Genomic DNA, 16864 nt, shown 5'->3' with positions numbered 1-16864 from the left:
AATATAAACAAAGGAGTTATAACTATGTCAGTATATGAAGAATCGCTAAAATTACACATCGAAAACAAGGGTAAGATCGAAGTTATTTCAAAGGTTTCTGTAAAGACTAAAGAGGATTTAAGTCTAGCTTATTCACCGGGTGTAGCAGAGCCTTGCAAAAAAATTGCTGCAAATAAAAATGATGTTTATAAATATACAGCCAAAGGAAATATGGTTGCTGTAATCACAGATGGAACAGCAGTATTAGGATTAGGAGATATCGGTCCTGAGGCAGCACTGCCTGTAATGGAAGGAAAAGCAATTTTATTCAAAGAATTTGGTGGAGTAGATGCATTCCCTATCTGTTTAGATACTAAAGATACTGAAGAAATTATCAGAACTTGTAAATTATTAGCACCTAGTTTTGGGGGAATAAACTTAGAAGATATAGCAGCTCCTAAATGTGTTGAAATAGAAAGAAGATTAATCGAAGAGTTAGACATTCCTGTATTCCATGATGACCAGCATGGTACAGCAATAGTTACTACAGCTGCAGTAATAAATTCATGTAAGTTATTAGGAAAGAATATATCTGACCTAAGAGTATCTATGATTGGTACCGGTTCGGCCGGGTCATCTATCGCCAGAATGCTTAAGGGATTAGGAGTTAAATCATTATATGCTTATAACTCAAAGGGTGTTGTAATGCAGGATAAATATGACAAATATAGATTTTTAGTAAAGGAATTATTGGATCAAAATATCATCGATACTCCAGAAAACTTAGAGGAAGATTCAGTTGCCGGAATGATGAAAGGAACAGACGTGTTTGTAGGAGTATCAGGACCTGATATGGTTACTAAAGATATGGTTAGATCTATGAATACAGATCCTATTATCTTAGCTATGGCAAATCCTACACCTGAGATCATGCCTGAAGATGCATTAGAAGCAGGAGCAGCAGTGGTAGGAACAGGTAGATCGGATTACCCTAACCAGGTAAACAATGTACTGGCATTCCCAGGATTGTTCAAAGGTGCTTTAGAAGCTGGAGCTACAGTAATCAACGATGAGATGAAGATAGCGGCGGCATACGGTATTGCCAATGTATTAAAGGAAGAGGAATTAAGAGCAGACTATATCATTCCGAGTCCATTTGATGAAAGAGTAGCATCGGTGGTAGCTGAAACTGTTAAGAAAATCGCTATAGAGAATAACTTAATCAGAAAACAATAATTTTAAAAATATTAAATATTAAAAGGGGAATTTAAAATGATTAAATTTAGGACTGAAGGAGACTCGTTGGGAACAATGGAAGTCCCTGCAAATGCATATTATGGAATCCAATCACTCAGAGCAAGAAATAACTTTGGAATCACAGGGTACAAATTATCATCTACATTTATTAAATCAATGGCAATGGTAAAAAAGGCTACGTCCCTTATGAACCTAGAAGCTGGAGTAATAGAAAAAGATGTTGCTGAAGCCATGATTTGTGCCAGTGAAGAGATCATAGACGGAAAATTCCATGATCAATTTATAACAGACGTAATCCAAGGTGGAGCAGGAACTTCTATGAATATGAATATCAATGAAGTTATTGCTAACAGAGCCAATGAACTTATGGGTGGAAAATTAGGAAAATATGAATTTGTTACTCCAAATGATCATGTTAATTACGGGCAGTCAACGAATGATGTAATTCCTACAAGTGGAAAATTAACTGTAATTCAACTCTGTGAGTCACTATTAAGTGAATTAGAAGATTTAAAAAAATCTTTATACGAAAAAGGAGCAGAATTTGACCACGTTATCAAGATGGGAAGAACTCACCTTCAGGATGCCATCCCTATTAGATTAGGACAAGAATTCAAAGCCTATGCCAGACCTATAAGAAGAGATATCAAAAGAATAAAAGAGACATTGGAAGATTTTTACTTTGTTAATATGGGAGCTACAGCTGTAGGAACCGGATTAAATGCAGATACTACATATGTAAAGGATATTGCAGCTAAATTAGGTGAAGTAACTGGAATGGATTTCAAACAGAGTACAGACCTTGTAGACGGGACTAGAAATGTAGATGTTTTCGTATGGTTATCATCGGCATTAAAAGTATGTGCTGTAAACTTATCTAAGATGGCAAATGATCTTAGATTGATGGCATCTGGACCTAGAGCCGGATTCTTTGAGATCAACTTACCTATGAAACAGCCTGGATCATCTATTATGCCTGGAAAGGTTAACCCGGTTATCCCTGAGGTAATGAATCAAGTTTCTTTCCAAATTTTTGGAAATGATCTTACAATAACCAAGGCTGCAGAAGCCGGGCAATTGGAATTAAATGTATTTGAACCGGTTTTATTCTTTAATTTATTCCAGTCTATCCAAATCTTAAAAAATGGTGCTCAAACACTGAACTATAACTGTATCAAGGGAATCACTCCTAATGCAGAAAGAACTGAAGAAATGGTGCAAAATTCAATTGGAATCATAACTGCTATCAATCCTCATGTAGGATATGAAAATGCATCTGTGGTTGCTAAAGAATCATTAAAAACAGGGAAAACTGTAAGGGAACTTACAATAGAAAAAGGATTATTAACTAACGAGGAATTAGATATTATATTAGATGTATATAATATGACTAATCCTGGAATCTCTGGAAAAGAATTGATGGATGAAAAGAAAAAGAATAAATAATTTTATTAAAATTATTGGAGCTGGAATTTTCCGGCTCCTTTTTATATAAAATTTATTGAATCTTAAGATAAACTTGGGTATACTTGGAATGAGAGAAAATCAGTTAAAAAAATTTAGATTTTAATCACCATCAAGGCTTTTAAAGGAGGAAGATTATGAAATATATATTAATATTATCGTTACTGTTATTGGTAGGATGTGCATCTGCCCCCAAAAAAGAAACAGGAATAATAAAGGGTAAATTTTATCCCTGTCCAAGCAGTCCAAATTGCGTGTCCTCCATGGCCCCTGAAGGGGATCCGCACTATATAGAACCCATTCTCTATAATAATATTACAAGGGAACTTGCTGTGGCAAAAATTATCATGATCTTAGAGACCCTTAAAAACACCACTGTTGTAGAATACAGGGATGAATATATCCGTGCAGAGGTAAGATCATCATTTTTTAAATTTATAGATGATGTAGAATTTTATTTTCCTAAAGAGAAAAAAATTATCCATGTCAGATCTTTAGCCAGGTCGGGATATAGTGATTTCGGGGTAAATAGAAAAAGAATGGAAAAAATCAGAGTGAAATTCTATGAATAATGTTTTCACAGCAGTCTATATACTGAATATTATCTTTATCATCATCATTATATTTTTTGAAAAAAGAAAAAATACAAGTACTATAATATGGATTCTTATTCTTAGTTTAACTAATATATTTGGTTTCATTCTCTATCTTTTTTTTGGGTTAAGTCTGAGGAAAAGGAGGTTTACCCGTAAATATTATAAACGATTTTCATTCGATAAGAAAAAATTTAAAGAGGATACGGTGAGCGATACAAGTTCCCATCCGCATAATAATTTAATCCAGCTGTTCAATGTAAAGAACCATGCCTATTTAAGAACAAAAAATGATATTAAAATATATACCCATGGAGAGGATTGTTTTAAGGATCTCATAGCTGCCATCAGTTCTGCTGAAAAATATATCCATATGGAATACTTCATCTTCGAAAATGATGGTATAGGTAATGTAATTATGGATCTGCTGATAAACAAGGTTAAAAATGGGGTAGAAGTAAAGTTGATCTATGATGGTATGGGCTGTATCCATGTATTTAATAGTTTTTTTCAAAGACTTCAAGATGCAGGAGGGGAGGTTCTTAACTTTTTCCCGCCGCTATTTTCCCGCTTCGGCCTGAGAGCTAACTATAGAACCCATAGAAAAATAGTTCTAGTCGATGGAAAATACGGTTTTTTAGGGGGAATGAATATAGGAGATGAATATCTGGGAAAAAATAAAAAATTTGGTTATTGGAGGGATACCCACCTCCGGATAAAGGGATCTGGTGTTCTGGGATTGGAAAAATCATTTTTGATAAACTTGGATTTTATGAGGGAGCAAAAATCATTCTTTAAAAGAAGGAAGAAGAAATTAAATCATTCCATCGATGATTATCTGCACTTTGAAAAAAGTAGTGGTCACAGTGATTTACAGATAGTGAGCAGCGGCCCTGATTATGAAGAACCATTTATAAAAAATGGGATCTTTAAGATGATTACAGGGGCAAAAAAAAATATCTATATACAGACACCGTATTTCATCCCCGATGAGACCATCTTAAATGCCTTAGAGATTGCTGTTATGGGCGGCATAGAAGTAAATATTATGATACCTTCTAAACCAGATCATTTTTTTGTTTATTGGGCAACCCTTTCCTATATTGGAGATCTTGTCAAGCTGGGAGCCAGGTGTTATACCTATGACAATGGGTTTTTACACTCTAAAGTTGTAATTGTGGACGATGAGATTTGTACTGTTGGATCTGCCAATATGGATATTAGGAGTTTTTTGTTGAATTTTGAGATAAATGTTTTTGTGTATGATCCTGAGATAGCGCTTCAATTAAAGGCAGCTTTTTTAGAAGATATTAAGAGCTCTACCCTAATCACTTCTAAAAAATATAAAAAAAGAAGTTTTATAATAAGGTTTAAAGAGTCCATATCAAAACTCCTTTCACCCATAATGTAAAAAAAGCTGATATCCTTTGACTTTGCTGACTTAACGTGTTAAGATGACAGGTGTAATTTATAAGTTTGGAGGTTCGTAATGACATTATTAAGAGTAACATTATTTGGGTTTTTATACTTTTTAAAATTAAATATATTTAAACTATCTAAGGTGAAAAAAATAGAGGTTGAAAAAGATCGTGTCTTCTATGCCAGAGATCTATTTAGAGGATTTGGAAGGGGAATTATTGAGAGGACCAATGCTGTGGTAGAGGTAATCTATGAAGATGAGGAGGAGTTTAAAAGTCTTTCTATGGAGGAGCCAATGGTTTTGATCTCTAACCACCAAAGTAATATAGATATTCCTGTTATTCAAGGATACTTTCCTTTTGTACCCGGATTTATGGCTAAGAAAGAGATGGAAACTTGGATGTTTTTTAAAACCTGGATACCTCTGACTAACTCTATATTTATAGACAGGAAAAATCCCAGAGAAGGAATAAAGGCTATAAGAAAATCCGTAAAATTTATCAAAGAGGGTTATCCTATGCTGATTTTCCCTGAAGGAACTAGATCCGATAGTGGTGAGATAGGAGAATTTAAAAATGGCGGATTTAAGGTAGCCATTGACTCTAAAGCAAAAATTATCCCAATCACTCTGAAGGGTACCTACGATATTCAAAATAAAAAGAGCATTAAGATGTTTAAAAATAAAAATGTGAAATTAATCATTGGTAAGGTAGTAGATACCAAAGATTATGACAGAGAAGGTCTGAAAAATATCCATAATGTAGTCAAGGAAGTAATCGTAAACAACTATAATAAATAAGTAATAGGGTAGATTTTCTACCCTATGTTTTTTTACCGACTAAAATCTGACAGATATACGAGTATTAATTTTTTTTTATACTCAAAGAAAAAAATTAAATGTATAATACAGACAAAATCAGACCTTTTCTATTTCTTTGCCACTAATTTACACCAATTAAAATCTTTTACACTAAGTTCACGAAGTAACCGCAAGGGTCAACAACCGAAAGATTACTAAGGTTTATATACCCTTTGTGTACTTTTTTATTCTTTGTGTCCAAGGTTAAAAAAAAATTAATATGTGTCTAAATTTTTATTTCTAAGAATTATTTAAGATTAGTTGAAAAAGTCTTGAAAAAATGATATAATACAGTTTGTATATAAAATTATATGTTTTCAAAAAATAGGGAGGAAAAATGATATCAATAATTCGTAATATAAACCTCAAGAATGAAGTTCTTGCAGGTCTTACAGTAGCTTTAGCTTTAGTTCCAGAAGTTATAGCTTTTGCCTTTGTAGCCGGGATCGACCCATTAATAGGTCTTCATGCATCGGTTATCATCGGTCTTTGTGCTGCAATATTTGGGGGACGACCTGGGATGATCTCTGGAGCCGCAGGGAGTGTAGCGGTAGTTTTCGTAGCTTTAGTTGCTAGACACGGGGTAGAATACCTATTTGCCACAGTGGTATTGATGGGATTAATACAGATACTGACAGGTGTATTTAAATTAGGGAAATTTGCACGTATGATTCCACATCCGGTAATTCTTGGATTTGTAAATGGTTTAGCCATCGTTATCTTCTTAGCTCAATTAAATCAATTTAAAGTTGACGGGAAATTGATGGAAGGGGCACAACTGTATGTAATGATAGCTTTAGTAGTATTAACTATGGCAATAGTTCATTTTTTACCAAAATTTACAAAGGCTATACCAGCATCTCTTGTGGGAATAATAGTAACTACCGGTTTAGCTATGTGGCTGAATAAAATAGGTATTCATATGCCAAATGTTAAAGAGTTTGCAAAGGGTGGAATATCTGGCGGATTGCCGCAATTTCATATTCCCAACCTGCCAATGAACCTTGAAACTTTAGAGATCATAGTTCCATTTGCAGTAACTGCAGCACTGGTCGGGCTTATCGAATCACTATTGACACTTTCATTGGTTGATGATCTTACAGATACCAGAGGGCAGGGAAACCGTGAGTGCATTGGACAGGGAATAGGAAATCTCCTCAATGGATTTATGGGTGGTACCGGTGGTTGTGCCATGATCGGTCAGTCCATCGTTAATATCACAAGTAATGGTAGGGGAAGACTTTCGGGAATTGCCACAGCATTGTCACTTTTATCATTTGTTTTATTCGGTTCTAAAATAATCGAAATCATTCCACTGGCAGCTCTTGTAGGGGTAATGTTTATGGTAGTTATAGAAACCTTTGCCTGGGATAGTTTAAAGTTAAGAAAAAAAGTTCCCACAAAGGATATAGTTATAATATTGATTGTCGCAGTTATTACTGTTTTACATGACCTAGCTCTTGCAGTTATCATCGGAGTGATTATCTCAGCATTAATTTTTGCCTGGGAAAAAGGTAAAAAAATTGGTGCCAGAATTGAATTTAAAGAAAATGGAGCAAAAATATACAGATTGGATGGGCCGCTGTTCTTTGGTTCTGCAGTAAGTTTCAAGGAAATATTTACTCCAAAGGAAGATCCGAAAGAAGTGTATATTGATTTTGCTAATTCCCATATCAGTGATCATTCTGCCATTGAGGCAATAAATGCCATCACAGAAAAATATAGGGAGTTAGATAAAAAAATTCATCTAAAACATCTCAGCCCGGATTGTTTAGTATTATTAAAAAATGCAGAGGAAATAATAGAGGTAAATGTATTTGAAGATCCTCAGTATCATGTGGCAGACGATAGCTTGGCATAAGTAAATAAAAAAATGAGGCTGACCCTTTGGGTCAAGCCTCATTTTTTATTGCTAAACCGAGTAATTAACCGACTAGATAAATACATTATTCTAACTTACTTACTCATTAATTCTTTCATTTTCTCTATAAAGAGGTCTATATCCTCCTTTAAGATATCAAAGGACATAACGAATCTTACCTCTGAAGTATTTGGATCCCAGACGTAGAAATAACAAAATTCCTGCAGGGGTTCTATAATTTTTTCAGGTAAAATTGCAAATAGGGTATTTCCCCTTACCTCGTTGGTTATAGAGATATTAAGTTTCAGGAGTTCACCTTCCAGATATTTTGCCATCTCATTTCCAATTTTAGCATTTTCATACCAAAGGTTGTCCTCTAAAAGAGTCAGATATTGAACCGCTATATACCGCATCTTTGAATGCAGCTGTAAATTTTGTTTTCTGAGATATTCAAATTCTTTTACTCTATTTTTTAATTCTTCATTGAATATGACTAAAGCTTCCCCAAACATAATCCCGTTTTTAGTTCCGCCAAAGGAAAGGATATCTACTCCGCACCCCCTTGTCATCTCCTCCAATGAACATCCTAAAGCCACTGCTGCATTGGAAATTCTGGCCCCGTCCATATGGAGATACATTCCATGTTTCTTAGCAAAAGCAGAGATCTCTTTGATCTCATCCAAAGTATAGATAGTCCCATTTTCCGTAGCCTGGCTGATTGAGACAATAGATGGATTAGGTCTATGAAAAGTATCTTTAAATAACAGGTACTTTTTAGCTTTTTCTATGTCTAATTTACCATCTGTAGTCGGTACAGTTAACATCTGCATTCCTGTCACCTTAGCTGTTGAACCGGTCTCATCTGTAAATATATGAGCAGTCTCAGGGCAGATAATGGCACTGCCTATCTCCTTCATTATATCCAGGGCAAAAACATTTGATGCAGTTCCATTGTATACAAATAATGTTTCTACAGGGCCGAATATTTCATTGAACTTTTTCTTGGCTTTTACTGTATATTCGTCTCCTCCATATGGAGATTGGTGCCCGCCATTGGCCTCCATTAAACTCTTCATAATATTAGGGTGTACCCCGCTATAGTTGTCACTTGCAAAACTTTTTTTCATCCCTTCCCCCCAAAAAAATTATTTTTTTCTCAATTTATTATATTCAGTTATCTTTTCTTTTAATTTTTCTATCTGTGCAGGGGTAAAATTCTCCCCTTTTAAACCTTCAAAATCAAAGTTTTCCAATTGGCAGATATACTTTATTCCTGTTTCCATCAAGTAGGAAACAAAACTTCTATATCTGAAAAATACCTTGGATATCTTATGTCCGTATACTAAGTATTCCTCTATCTCTGAATTAAATTCTCCATTTTTAAATTTGATATACTCATCTTTAGCATTATTTATTTTTGTTTTGGAGATCCCATCTTCTATTAATTTTTCAAAATTTAAATTTTCCAGTTCATTTACATATATAAGCCCTGAATTTTCACAGATCTTCTTGAATTCATCATGTTTTCTAGCTGAATAAAGATCCTTGATTAAAACTCTATACCTGGGCTTTTCTCTCTTGATTTTAGGTTGTTTTAAAGTCTCGTTTTCTTCCCTTAAACTATCTGCCATCTTTTCAATTTTTGTGATTTTTTCAATTATTTCATGATTTTCAGCGATTAATTTTTTATTTTCCAACTTTAAATTTTCATTCAATCTTTTCAGGTCTGTATTTTCTATTTTAACCTTGTCAAATTCCAAGGTGATTTTCTCAAATTGTCTGTCATGGGGAGATTTGGATAATTTTTCTATTTTTATATCTTTTTTCTGGATGGTATCTGCCAGCTGTTCCTCTTTGGCCTTGATCTTTATTATTTCTTTTTCTAAACCATCGATTAGGATATTTAACTCAGCTATTTTTTCTTTTTCTTTTCTTCCAAATAAACTCATACACTCCTCCATATTCTTTCTTTTATTATAAGTATAGTAGAAAAAAATAATAAATTCAACTTAAAATTAGCCTGGAAATAATTTTTTAAAAACTGTATAATAAACAGGGAGGTGGAATATGAAGTTAAAACAATTTATTATTATTCTGGTATTATTAGTTCTAGGAGGGTGTAGCAGCCTTGACTTTTTTACTGTGGAAACAAAGTTTAACAATCTAAAGGAGAAAAATGGTCTTTATTATAAAAATGAAAAACTCTATACAGGTGAGGCAAGGTCTTACTATGAAAATAAAAATGAAAAAGCCCTTGGAACTTTTAAAGAGGGAAAATTTCATGGAGAATTTTTAACTTACTATGAAAATGGAAATTTAAGATCAAAGATGAAGTTTGTTGAAAATAAATTAGATGGTGTAAAATACCAGTATTACTCCAACGGGAATAAAAAAATAATGGAAAATTACAGGAATGGACAGTTAAACGGGATTCTTACAGAATACTATGAAAATTCAGCTATTAAATTTGAAGTCCGATTCAAAGATGACAATATGATTGGAGATGCTGTTTCCTATGGAAAGGACGGAAGTGTTATAGGCAGGATTAGCTACGAGGTGGATGAGGAGTAAAAAAAAGGTGATAAATTTAAGTATGTATACTTAAATTTATCGCCTTTTCGTTTTTAATACTTGTCTATGAAGATTTCAAAGACTACCCTGTCCCAAGAAATTTTTCTCTGGGATTCCATATTGAAATAAATTTTTGTACCTTTTTCCAAAATTTGAGCTGTAGAATGATCGAAACTGATTAAAAAATCAGCTGTTTCCCCATCCCTGGTTAGAGTTTTTATAGAATTTTTAAGGGGCAGCTCTGTCTCCCCTTTAATACTTACCCTTAAATCTATTGGATCGGAAGAACTTATATTTCTTACTCTAAATCTGGTTCTCTTTATTTTAGAGGGATCTATTTCCTTTGAAAGAACTATCTCAAATGATTTTGAAGTAACTCCTTCATTTGCATCATCCAGCCTGTAAGTAAGGAGATCCAGACTCTGCTCCCCGCAGATATCCAGTTGGATAGCATTTCCAATAGATTTATTGTCCATCCCCCTGCCTAAAAGGTGCATAAGTTTGGCAATGGCTGCTTCTGGGGTAAGATCCATACCGCTGACTACACCTGCATCTAAAAGCCTTGTACTGGCATCATATAGGCCCATCTTAACCATCCCTGTAGGGCATTGGCTGATATTCACAACGGTAACACCTGATTTTACAATTTCTTCAATAACAGAAACGAAAGCATCACTGGTAGGAGCGTTTCCATTTCCATAAGTTTTTAAGATGAGTCCCTTGATATCATTGGTTTTAAATATATTTTTTAATATTTCTGGGTTGAATCCCGGAAATATATCAAAGACTAATACATTTGTATCCATTGAATAATCCACAAAGAACTCTTTTTCCGATGGTTTTCTAATTTTTGAGTTATCTATCTTTATCTCCGATCCTGCTACTCCTAAATTTGGATAGTTAGGAGTTGAAAAACCATAGTAGTTACTTGCATCCAGTTTTCTAGACCTGTTTCCCCTGAGGAGATGATCTCTAAAAAATATAGATACTTCTGGGACTAAACTGATGTTGTACAGCTCCGATCCGGCTATTTGTATAGCTGTTACTAAGTTTTGAAGGGCATCACTTCTGGGATTTTCAAGGGGTACTTGAGATCCAGTCAGGATCACAGGCTTACTTAAATTATTCAGCATAAATGAGAGGGCAGAAGCTGTAAAGGCCATGGTGTCGGTACCGTGTAAGACTACAAATCCGCAGTATTTATCATAGCTTTCTTCTATTATCTGGGCTATCTCAATCCAAATATCCGGATTCATATCTGAAGAATCGATAAGTTCCTTTACCTGGATATATCCAGTATCAAAATTATTTAAAAGCGGATAGTTTGCCGCAATCTCATTCCAATCTTCTGCAGGTTTTAACGGACTCAATGGATTTCCCTTCTCAATATGAACCATTCCAATGGTCCCGCCGGTATTAATTACTAGTACTTTTTTCATCCCACTCCTCCAATTATTATAGTTTATATAAATGTTATCATTTCTTTTTTTTGTACATAATATTATACTTTTTTTTGGGGATATATGGAAGTCTTTTTTGAGAAATGTATTTTTTTTGATGGTTTCATCTTAAAAGCTGACAACAATCATTTTATAACTAATAATATATAGCTGATAAGCAATCAGTAGAAGGCAGATTACAAAAATTTAAAAGCTTGACGCTGACTAAAACCTTCTTTTGACACTGCCTTTCTTTTCAAATTTTATCTTTAGAACTTACCTTTCGACTCAAAGCTCACTAAGCAATAACTAAAAAGAACGCTAAGGTTTAAATGCTCTTTATATTCTCTTTTTCATTTCCTTCGTGTAATTCGTGACTAAGTTTTTAGTCGAGATTTTTTCTTTCAATTTAAAATACTAATACCTCTGATTTCCTTTCTAAGCAAGTTTAAATCTTAATCATAATTTAGACCAAGAATAAAGGTGAGTGTAGCCTTAAAAATCAAAGTTACAAACTAAAAAAAGACAAATAGATTTAGATTATCACTTGTCCTTTTTAGGGTATATTTTTTCCATATATTCTTTTATCAGAGTAACTTTATCCTCTCTATCAGGCAGTAATTTATAGATTTTATACCAGTCACTTAATTTAGCCAAAGGAATTTTTATATTATCAATCTCCATAAAATCTCCAATAGAGTCTCTGGTAAAATCAAAAGGATGATCTTTTCCATTAAAACAGATGCATAGTCCTCCCATAACATCTATTTCTATTCCATCAATAACATACTCATAAAAATATCTAGTTTTATAGATTTTATTAGGAAGCCTTTCTTTTTTTTCGCCTATTTTAGATAAAACATTATCTAATTTATTAAGATCTTTTAAATCAATTAAAATATCAATATCTCTAGGGCCCTGAATTATCCCATAATAGTTTAACATTATTGACGCTCCTACAGCCCAATTAATATTTTGATCATTTAATAATTTAGCAATTTTTTTTAAAATAAATTCCAGCTGGTTATTCATTATGCACCTCTAAATAAAGTTATATAGTAGATTTATTATAACAATATTCTATTTTTAAATGCAATGAAATAAATAAAAATTAATCGGGATAAAATTCAAAGGCAAGTGGAGTGATATTGAAAAGGGGTTATTAAAAATAAGTATTTTCCCTGCACTTGTTATTATATGGCGGATATAGTATTATGCCCTGTACAACACTTGAAAATAAAGGTTTAAAAACAAAATTTTAAATTAATGCTCCTAAAATGCTCCTAAAATATATTTAACAAGAAAAGTCTACCAATTAAGGTAGACTTTTTTGTTTATACTAATTAGTTTTACCTAGGTTTCACCTTACAAAATTTATTACCTTTGTAGATCTCTCCATCAAATTTATCTTTAGCAAAATACAGCATACTAAATAAACTCTAAATGTAAATTTTAAATAATAAATAATTTTACAAATAAAACTTATTATTGTATATTTTATATGCCAAGTAGAAATAGAAAAGGGAGGTGATAAGCTTATGAGGGATTTAAACACACACATCATGTGAATAAAACTGAATATTAAATCCGACTTTCTCACGCTTTAAGGAGGAAATCCTTTGATTAAGGGATGGATGAAAAAAGCTTGCTTCTTAGCAAGTGCTTGTATAGGAAGTTATATTGGCTTCACACTTGGCATTGCACTAGATAAAATTTTAAGTCACTTTATAAAAAACAAGATCTTACGGTTTATACTAGTAGTAATATTGAAGACATTAATACTTTTGTTGATAGGTAATTAATTTAAATGGTCCAACCTAGTAACATTTCGAACCTAGAAGTTAAACGTTTAAAAAATGATAATACTTAGTTTTAGGGAAATATCATATTTGCCAATTTAAAAAAAGGGCTTCAAGCCCTTTTTTTATGTAATAAAACTTTAATTTATCTTTTGTAGTTAAAAAATAATTCCCTTAGCTCTCCTAAAAATCTAAACTGAAATAGCTTAATTTTATGATTCCACGTAATTTTTAGTTATCTCTAAGTTCAGACACTTTTAATTTATGATCTTTAACAAATTTATTTAGTTCTTCTCTACTCATTTTCCATAACCCAATAGTTAATATATATTTTTCTTTTGCTTCCTTTATTATATCAGGACAGCACACTTTTAAAGGCTTTAATTCAGATAATTTTCTCATTTCTCCCTCCAAATACTTATTTTCGGTTTATTTTTATGATGTATGAAACTCTAACATTCCCATTCAAATCGAATTTTTTGATATAGTCTAATGCAGGTATAGTTCCAATAACTTCATTATTTAGAGAATAAGTTATTTTATATTTTTCTAAAAAAGAATAATTACAAAATAAATATTGTTTTATTAAATCTGTAAATAACTGTGAGTATTTATCATCCATTTAATTCCCATCCACTTTATTAATATTTAGTAGAGTATACCTCACTAAAATAGCTTTTCTACATAAGAAATAGTGTTATCAAAAAGCATAGACAAATAATCATTATCAAAATTTATCTTAATTTCTTTTATATAACTTGAATCTTCTAGTAAAGAAATAATTAGAATTTGTTTTGAAACTCCGTTATTTTTTGTTACGTAAAAATTTTTATTTTCATGTTTAATAAAGGTGTAAAAAAATTTATGTGGATATATCGCTGTATCTATTTGAAAGTATTTTTCTATTTTTTCTAAAGTAATTTTCATATAAAGACTTTCTCTTACATACTGAAAAGGAGTTCCATTAGTGCTAATGCCATTAATTGTAGACATCACAGCTTTTCCATTAACGTTTATAACTGTATTTATATTAGAATTTCTATATAATTTTATATCTTTTTCATTGTAATCAGATCCAGATGTACCTTGTAATACTGGAAGTAAATCAGACCATTCGTTGTCTATTATTTCTAAAAATCTTTTTTTATACCATAGATCAGGCTCTCTATGCTCTACAATATCAACCAAATAAATATTAGAATTATTCTTGTATAAAATTAACAAATAATTTGATCGTTCTGAAAATGCTTTTCCTTTTATAAGTTTTTCTATATGCAAATGATAAAGTCCCCATAAAATTCTAAAATCATCATAAAAAGAAGTTGTTTTTATTTGCTTTGTCAAAAATTTATTTACATTGAGATCTCCATTTTTCAACATATTTAAAATGTTATCTAGATAATCATTATATTTTTTAGGAAGGTTTTCTAATTGCTTTAAAAAGTGTTTAGAATAATTTAGATGATAAGAACTTTTAGTGAAAATACTTTCTTTATAATTTATTATTTTAAACATTAAATCATCAATTTCATCATCTTTATTTATTGTTAGCCCATAGTAGTGGGCATTACTTTTTAATATTTTTTTAAAATCATTTCTTAGTTTCATATGACCTCCATAATATTTTTCTATTATTTATATTTAAAATAAGAAATAGTTTTTACACTTAATTATTATTTTCTTGCTCTTTAAAAAATTCGTCTATCGTTGTCAAAATTTCAGAAATTTCTGTAGATATGTTAAAAAATAAATTACGTAATTCATAAATTTCTACAGAAACTTCTTCTAATTCATTCATGACTTTTGAGTACTCTGATTCATTCTTCATTTCTATTTTTTCTGATTCGTTTGTAATATCTCGGATAAGTGTCATCATTTGATACATTAAATTAAGTAGTAAATGTAGTGCAGTTTTACTAGTAGATAGATCTTTAATATCTAATTTATTTAAAATGTTTTTGTAATCATTTGTTTCTTTTAGACTAAGATCAAGATAGAGAAAATTTTTTAAAAATTGTTCTTTTAATTTTGGTGAACATACCATGCCATTATTGTAATAGAAAAGTAAGTTTGAAAATAATACAATAGAGTTATTTAATGATGAAATTTTAAGTGTTGCGTCATTAGCTTTTATTTTTAAGAGTAAAGAAAAAATTTTAGCTCCCACTTCATTTTTTTTACTTGCAAATAAAATATCAAATAATTTTGAATAACTAATAATTTTATCGTTGATTCTTAGGATTTTTTCCCCATTTTTAAGGGAAAGAATAGTATTTATATTGGAATTAATGTATTCCTGATTAAAATTAATCAAGGGATTTGAAACCTTTGCATGAAAAGCATTTCTACTAAATAACCCCAACTCTCTATGAGTTATATGAAAAAAAAATGTTTGAAAATTTCTATTAAGAATAAATTTAATATAGTTTTTTACATCCTCTTCTTTTTTTTCTTTTTCCACTCTTTCTTTCCTAGTAACTTGCCAATAAACACCACCAACAGCTACTAATCCTCCTAAATACCCACCAAAAAAACTCGTTGTAGAATCTCTAATATTTAAATTTAAAATTATAGTAGGTATTACTGTTAAAACAAACATAAAACAAATAAATTTAATTATATTTCTTTTCATTATTTTCTCCTTTTTTTATTTTTTTAAGTCTTACTCAAGATTAATGTTATCTTTAAATTTTTAAGAAGTCAATTTTTAAATAGAAAAACTTAAATTATCCAAATATTTATTAATATAATTTTGATTTTATTTTAAGATGTTATATAAACATAATGAAACTAAAAAATAAGGGAGGTGTAATTATGAGACAATCAGAAATAGAAGAAAGATTTGAAGCTCTTCAATTTAGCTTAGGAGGAGATGAACTAAGAAGTATTCAATACGCTATTAAACAAGCTAGAGAAAACGGCACTCCTATTGAAAAAGTTAGAGAAAAATATAGGTCAAGTATTCCACTGTTGGACAAATTATATGAAAAAGCTAGTGCTGAATTAAAATGGTTATATCAAAAATTTAGTGGATCTCCAAACCATAATTTGAATACCGGAAAAGTGTTTAGTTTAATGGAACAAATAAAACATGTAAAGAATATTATAATTGGAGAAAATACAAACAAATAATTTCATTTATAATCATATAGAATTCTCCATAACGAGAGAGCTAAAATAAAAAGGGATATTTTAAATATCCCTTTTACTTTATTCTTTATATCTCCAAAATAATTCCCTTATCGAGCGAGCCCTCCTAAAAAATTTAAGCTGAAATAGCTTAGTCTTATAATTCCAGGGATCTATTTTAAATTTTAGTCCTTTTCCTTCAATTTTGAACCCTCCAAACCCAGCGACACCTTGTATTTATCCAGTTCACTGTCTATCTGATCGTTAGAAGTTAAATTGATATCTCCATCATGTTTTGAGCTTTTAAGACCTTCAGCAAAGTCTATTAACACTTTATACGTCACATCTCTAGCCTTTTCCCCTCCTACACCTTCAATTGCATCTCCTACCTTGTCTCCTGTTTTCTTCAACAATGGCGATGGTAGAACTAACAATATAATCCCGAATAATATTTGTAATAATAATGGATTTCCTAATAATTCTTTCATTTTTCA

General features: G+C 31.3%; 17 protein-coding genes. 8 read left to right on the top strand and 9 right to left on the bottom strand.

Going from position 1 to position 16864, the window contains the following annotated elements; genetic code table 11:
* Positions 1 to 24 precede the first annotated feature (24 nt).
* The 6 genes from DYH56_RS03610 to DYH56_RS03585 all read left to right on the top strand — a co-directional run bounded on the left by DYH56_RS03610 (position 25) and on the right by DYH56_RS03585 (position 7432).
* The gene (locus DYH56_RS03610; RefSeq protein WP_114641494.1) at positions 25 to 1215 is read left to right on the top strand and encodes an NAD(P)-dependent malic enzyme; all 1191 of its coding nucleotides are present in this window, start codon (positions 25 to 27) and stop codon (positions 1213 to 1215) included.
* A 36-nt stretch (positions 1216 to 1251) separates the two neighbouring features.
* The gene (locus DYH56_RS03605; RefSeq protein ID WP_114641493.1) at positions 1252 to 2682 is read left to right on the top strand and encodes an aspartate ammonia-lyase; all 1431 of its coding nucleotides are present in this window, start codon (positions 1252 to 1254) and stop codon (positions 2680 to 2682) included.
* A gap of 155 nt (positions 2683 to 2837) precedes the next feature.
* On the top strand, positions 2838 to 3272 hold the full coding sequence (locus DYH56_RS03600) for a DUF1499 domain-containing protein (RefSeq protein ID WP_114641492.1): 435 nt from the start codon (positions 2838 to 2840) through the stop codon (positions 3270 to 3272).
* On the top strand, positions 3265 to 4704 hold the full coding sequence (gene cls, locus DYH56_RS03595) for a cardiolipin synthase (RefSeq protein ID WP_114641491.1): 1440 nt from the start codon (positions 3265 to 3267) through the stop codon (positions 4702 to 4704). The genes DYH56_RS03600 and cls overlap by 8 nt, the downstream gene beginning before the upstream one ends.
* Before the next feature lie 78 nt (positions 4705 to 4782).
* Positions 4783 to 5511 carry a lysophospholipid acyltransferase family protein gene (locus DYH56_RS03590; protein WP_114641490.1) on the top strand — a complete coding sequence of 243 codons (729 nt, stop codon included), beginning with the start codon at positions 4783 to 4785 and terminating at the stop codon, positions 5509 to 5511.
* Positions 5512 to 5908: 397 nt separating this feature from the next.
* Positions 5909 to 7432 carry a SulP family inorganic anion transporter gene (locus DYH56_RS03585; RefSeq protein ID WP_114641489.1) on the top strand — a complete coding sequence of 508 codons (1524 nt, stop codon included), beginning with the start codon at positions 5909 to 5911 and terminating at the stop codon, positions 7430 to 7432.
* A 95-nt stretch (positions 7433 to 7527) separates the two neighbouring features.
* Here the strand turns inward: DYH56_RS03585 and DYH56_RS03580 are convergent, their stop codons facing one another.
* Positions 7528 to 8559 (bottom strand): threonine aldolase family protein, encoded by a 1032-nt coding sequence (locus tag DYH56_RS03580; RefSeq protein ID WP_114641488.1) that lies wholly within the window; start codon positions 8557 to 8559, stop codon positions 7528 to 7530.
* 18 nt (positions 8560 to 8577) lie between these two features.
* A complete protein-coding gene (locus tag DYH56_RS03575) occupies positions 8578 to 9381 on the bottom strand; it encodes a hypothetical protein (RefSeq protein WP_114641487.1) in 804 nt (267 codons plus the stop codon).
* 118 nt (positions 9382 to 9499) lie between these two features.
* Here DYH56_RS03575 and DYH56_RS03570 point away from each other — a divergent pair, with 118 nt between their 5' ends.
* Entirely contained in the window at positions 9500 to 10003 is a 504-nt protein-coding gene (locus DYH56_RS03570; RefSeq protein ID WP_114641486.1) for a toxin-antitoxin system YwqK family antitoxin, read from the top strand.
* 53 nt (positions 10004 to 10056) lie between these two features.
* Here DYH56_RS03570 and DYH56_RS03565 read toward each other — a convergent pair whose 3' ends face one another.
* From DYH56_RS03565 to DYH56_RS03540, 6 genes are all read right to left on the bottom strand, one after another.
* On the bottom strand, positions 10057 to 11442 hold the full coding sequence (locus DYH56_RS03565; RefSeq protein WP_114641485.1) for an asparaginase: 1386 nt from the start codon (positions 11440 to 11442) through the stop codon (positions 10057 to 10059).
* 543 nt (positions 11443 to 11985) lie between these two features.
* Positions 11986 to 12474, bottom strand: a complete 489-nt coding sequence (locus tag DYH56_RS03560) for a nucleotidyltransferase family protein (RefSeq protein ID WP_114641484.1) — start codon at positions 12472 to 12474, stop codon at positions 11986 to 11988.
* Between the two features lie 998 nt (positions 12475 to 13472).
* The gene (locus DYH56_RS15860) at positions 13473 to 13643 is read right to left on the bottom strand and encodes a hypothetical protein (protein ID WP_158539039.1); all 171 of its coding nucleotides are present in this window, start codon (positions 13641 to 13643) and stop codon (positions 13473 to 13475) included.
* A 16-nt stretch (positions 13644 to 13659) separates the two neighbouring features.
* Positions 13660 to 13863, bottom strand: a complete 204-nt coding sequence (locus DYH56_RS03550; protein ID WP_114641482.1) for a hypothetical protein — start codon at positions 13861 to 13863, stop codon at positions 13660 to 13662.
* 44 nt (positions 13864 to 13907) lie between these two features.
* On the bottom strand, positions 13908 to 14849 hold the full coding sequence (locus tag DYH56_RS03545; RefSeq protein WP_114641481.1) for a glycerol-3-phosphate dehydrogenase/oxidase: 942 nt from the start codon (positions 14847 to 14849) through the stop codon (positions 13908 to 13910).
* A gap of 58 nt (positions 14850 to 14907) precedes the next feature.
* Positions 14908 to 15873: a hypothetical protein gene (locus DYH56_RS03540; RefSeq protein WP_114641480.1), complete on the bottom strand. Its 966-nt coding sequence runs from the start codon at positions 15871 to 15873 to the stop codon at positions 14908 to 14910.
* A gap of 182 nt (positions 15874 to 16055) precedes the next feature.
* On the opposite strand from DYH56_RS03540, the gene DYH56_RS03535 reads away from it, so the two are divergent.
* Complete coding sequence (locus DYH56_RS03535) at positions 16056 to 16373, top strand: hypothetical protein (protein WP_114641479.1); 318 nt, start codon at positions 16056 to 16058, stop codon at positions 16371 to 16373.
* 182 nt (positions 16374 to 16555) lie between these two features.
* Here the strand turns inward: DYH56_RS03535 and DYH56_RS03530 are convergent, their stop codons facing one another.
* Positions 16556 to 16858: a hypothetical protein gene (locus tag DYH56_RS03530; RefSeq protein WP_114641478.1), complete on the bottom strand. Its 303-nt coding sequence runs from the start codon at positions 16856 to 16858 to the stop codon at positions 16556 to 16558.
* Positions 16859 to 16864 lie beyond the last annotated feature (6 nt).

It is taken from the genome of Psychrilyobacter piezotolerans, assembly GCF_003391055.1.
Lineage (GTDB): Bacteria > Fusobacteriota > Fusobacteriia > Fusobacteriales > Fusobacteriaceae > Psychrilyobacter > Psychrilyobacter piezotolerans.
The sequence above is the reverse complement of the archived record's forward strand: the minus strand, read 5'-3'. Positions and strand labels throughout refer to the sequence as shown.

Coding starts and splice junctions, on each gene's coding strand:
- DYH56_RS03575 (WP_114641487.1), bottom strand. CDS start 9,381: ATGAGTTTATTTGGAAGAAAAGAAAAAGAAAAAATAGCTGAGTTAAAT.
- DYH56_RS03540 (WP_114641480.1), bottom strand. CDS start 15,873: ATGAAAAGAAATATAATTAAATTTATTTGTTTTATGTTTGTTTTAACA.
- DYH56_RS03545 (WP_114641481.1), bottom strand. CDS start 14,849: ATGAAACTAAGAAATGATTTTAAAAAAATATTAAAAAGTAATGCCCAC.
- cls (WP_114641491.1), top strand. CDS start 3,265: ATGAATAATGTTTTCACAGCAGTCTATATACTGAATATTATCTTTATC.
- DYH56_RS03610 (WP_114641494.1), top strand. CDS start 25: ATGTCAGTATATGAAGAATCGCTAAAATTACACATCGAAAACAAGGGT.
- DYH56_RS03605 (WP_114641493.1), top strand. CDS start 1,252: ATGATTAAATTTAGGACTGAAGGAGACTCGTTGGGAACAATGGAAGTC.
- DYH56_RS03560 (WP_114641484.1), bottom strand. CDS start 12,474: ATGAATAACCAGCTGGAATTTATTTTAAAAAAAATTGCTAAATTATTA.
- DYH56_RS15860 (WP_158539039.1), bottom strand. CDS start 13,643: ATGAGAAAATTATCTGAATTAAAGCCTTTAAAAGTGTGCTGTCCTGAT.
- DYH56_RS03535 (WP_114641479.1), top strand. CDS start 16,056: ATGAGACAATCAGAAATAGAAGAAAGATTTGAAGCTCTTCAATTTAGC.
- DYH56_RS03590 (WP_114641490.1), top strand. CDS start 4,783: ATGACATTATTAAGAGTAACATTATTTGGGTTTTTATACTTTTTAAAA.
- DYH56_RS03585 (WP_114641489.1), top strand. CDS start 5,909: ATGATATCAATAATTCGTAATATAAACCTCAAGAATGAAGTTCTTGCA.
- DYH56_RS03600 (WP_114641492.1), top strand. CDS start 2,838: ATGAAATATATATTAATATTATCGTTACTGTTATTGGTAGGATGTGCA.
- DYH56_RS03550 (WP_114641482.1), bottom strand. CDS start 13,863: ATGGATGATAAATACTCACAGTTATTTACAGATTTAATAAAACAATAT.
- DYH56_RS03530 (WP_114641478.1), bottom strand. CDS start 16,858: ATGAAAGAATTATTAGGAAATCCATTATTATTACAAATATTATTCGGG.
- DYH56_RS03570 (WP_114641486.1), top strand. CDS start 9,500: ATGAAGTTAAAACAATTTATTATTATTCTGGTATTATTAGTTCTAGGA.
- DYH56_RS03580 (WP_114641488.1), bottom strand. CDS start 8,559: ATGAAAAAAAGTTTTGCAAGTGACAACTATAGCGGGGTACACCCTAAT.
- DYH56_RS03565 (WP_114641485.1), bottom strand. CDS start 11,442: ATGAAAAAAGTACTAGTAATTAATACCGGCGGGACCATTGGAATGGTT.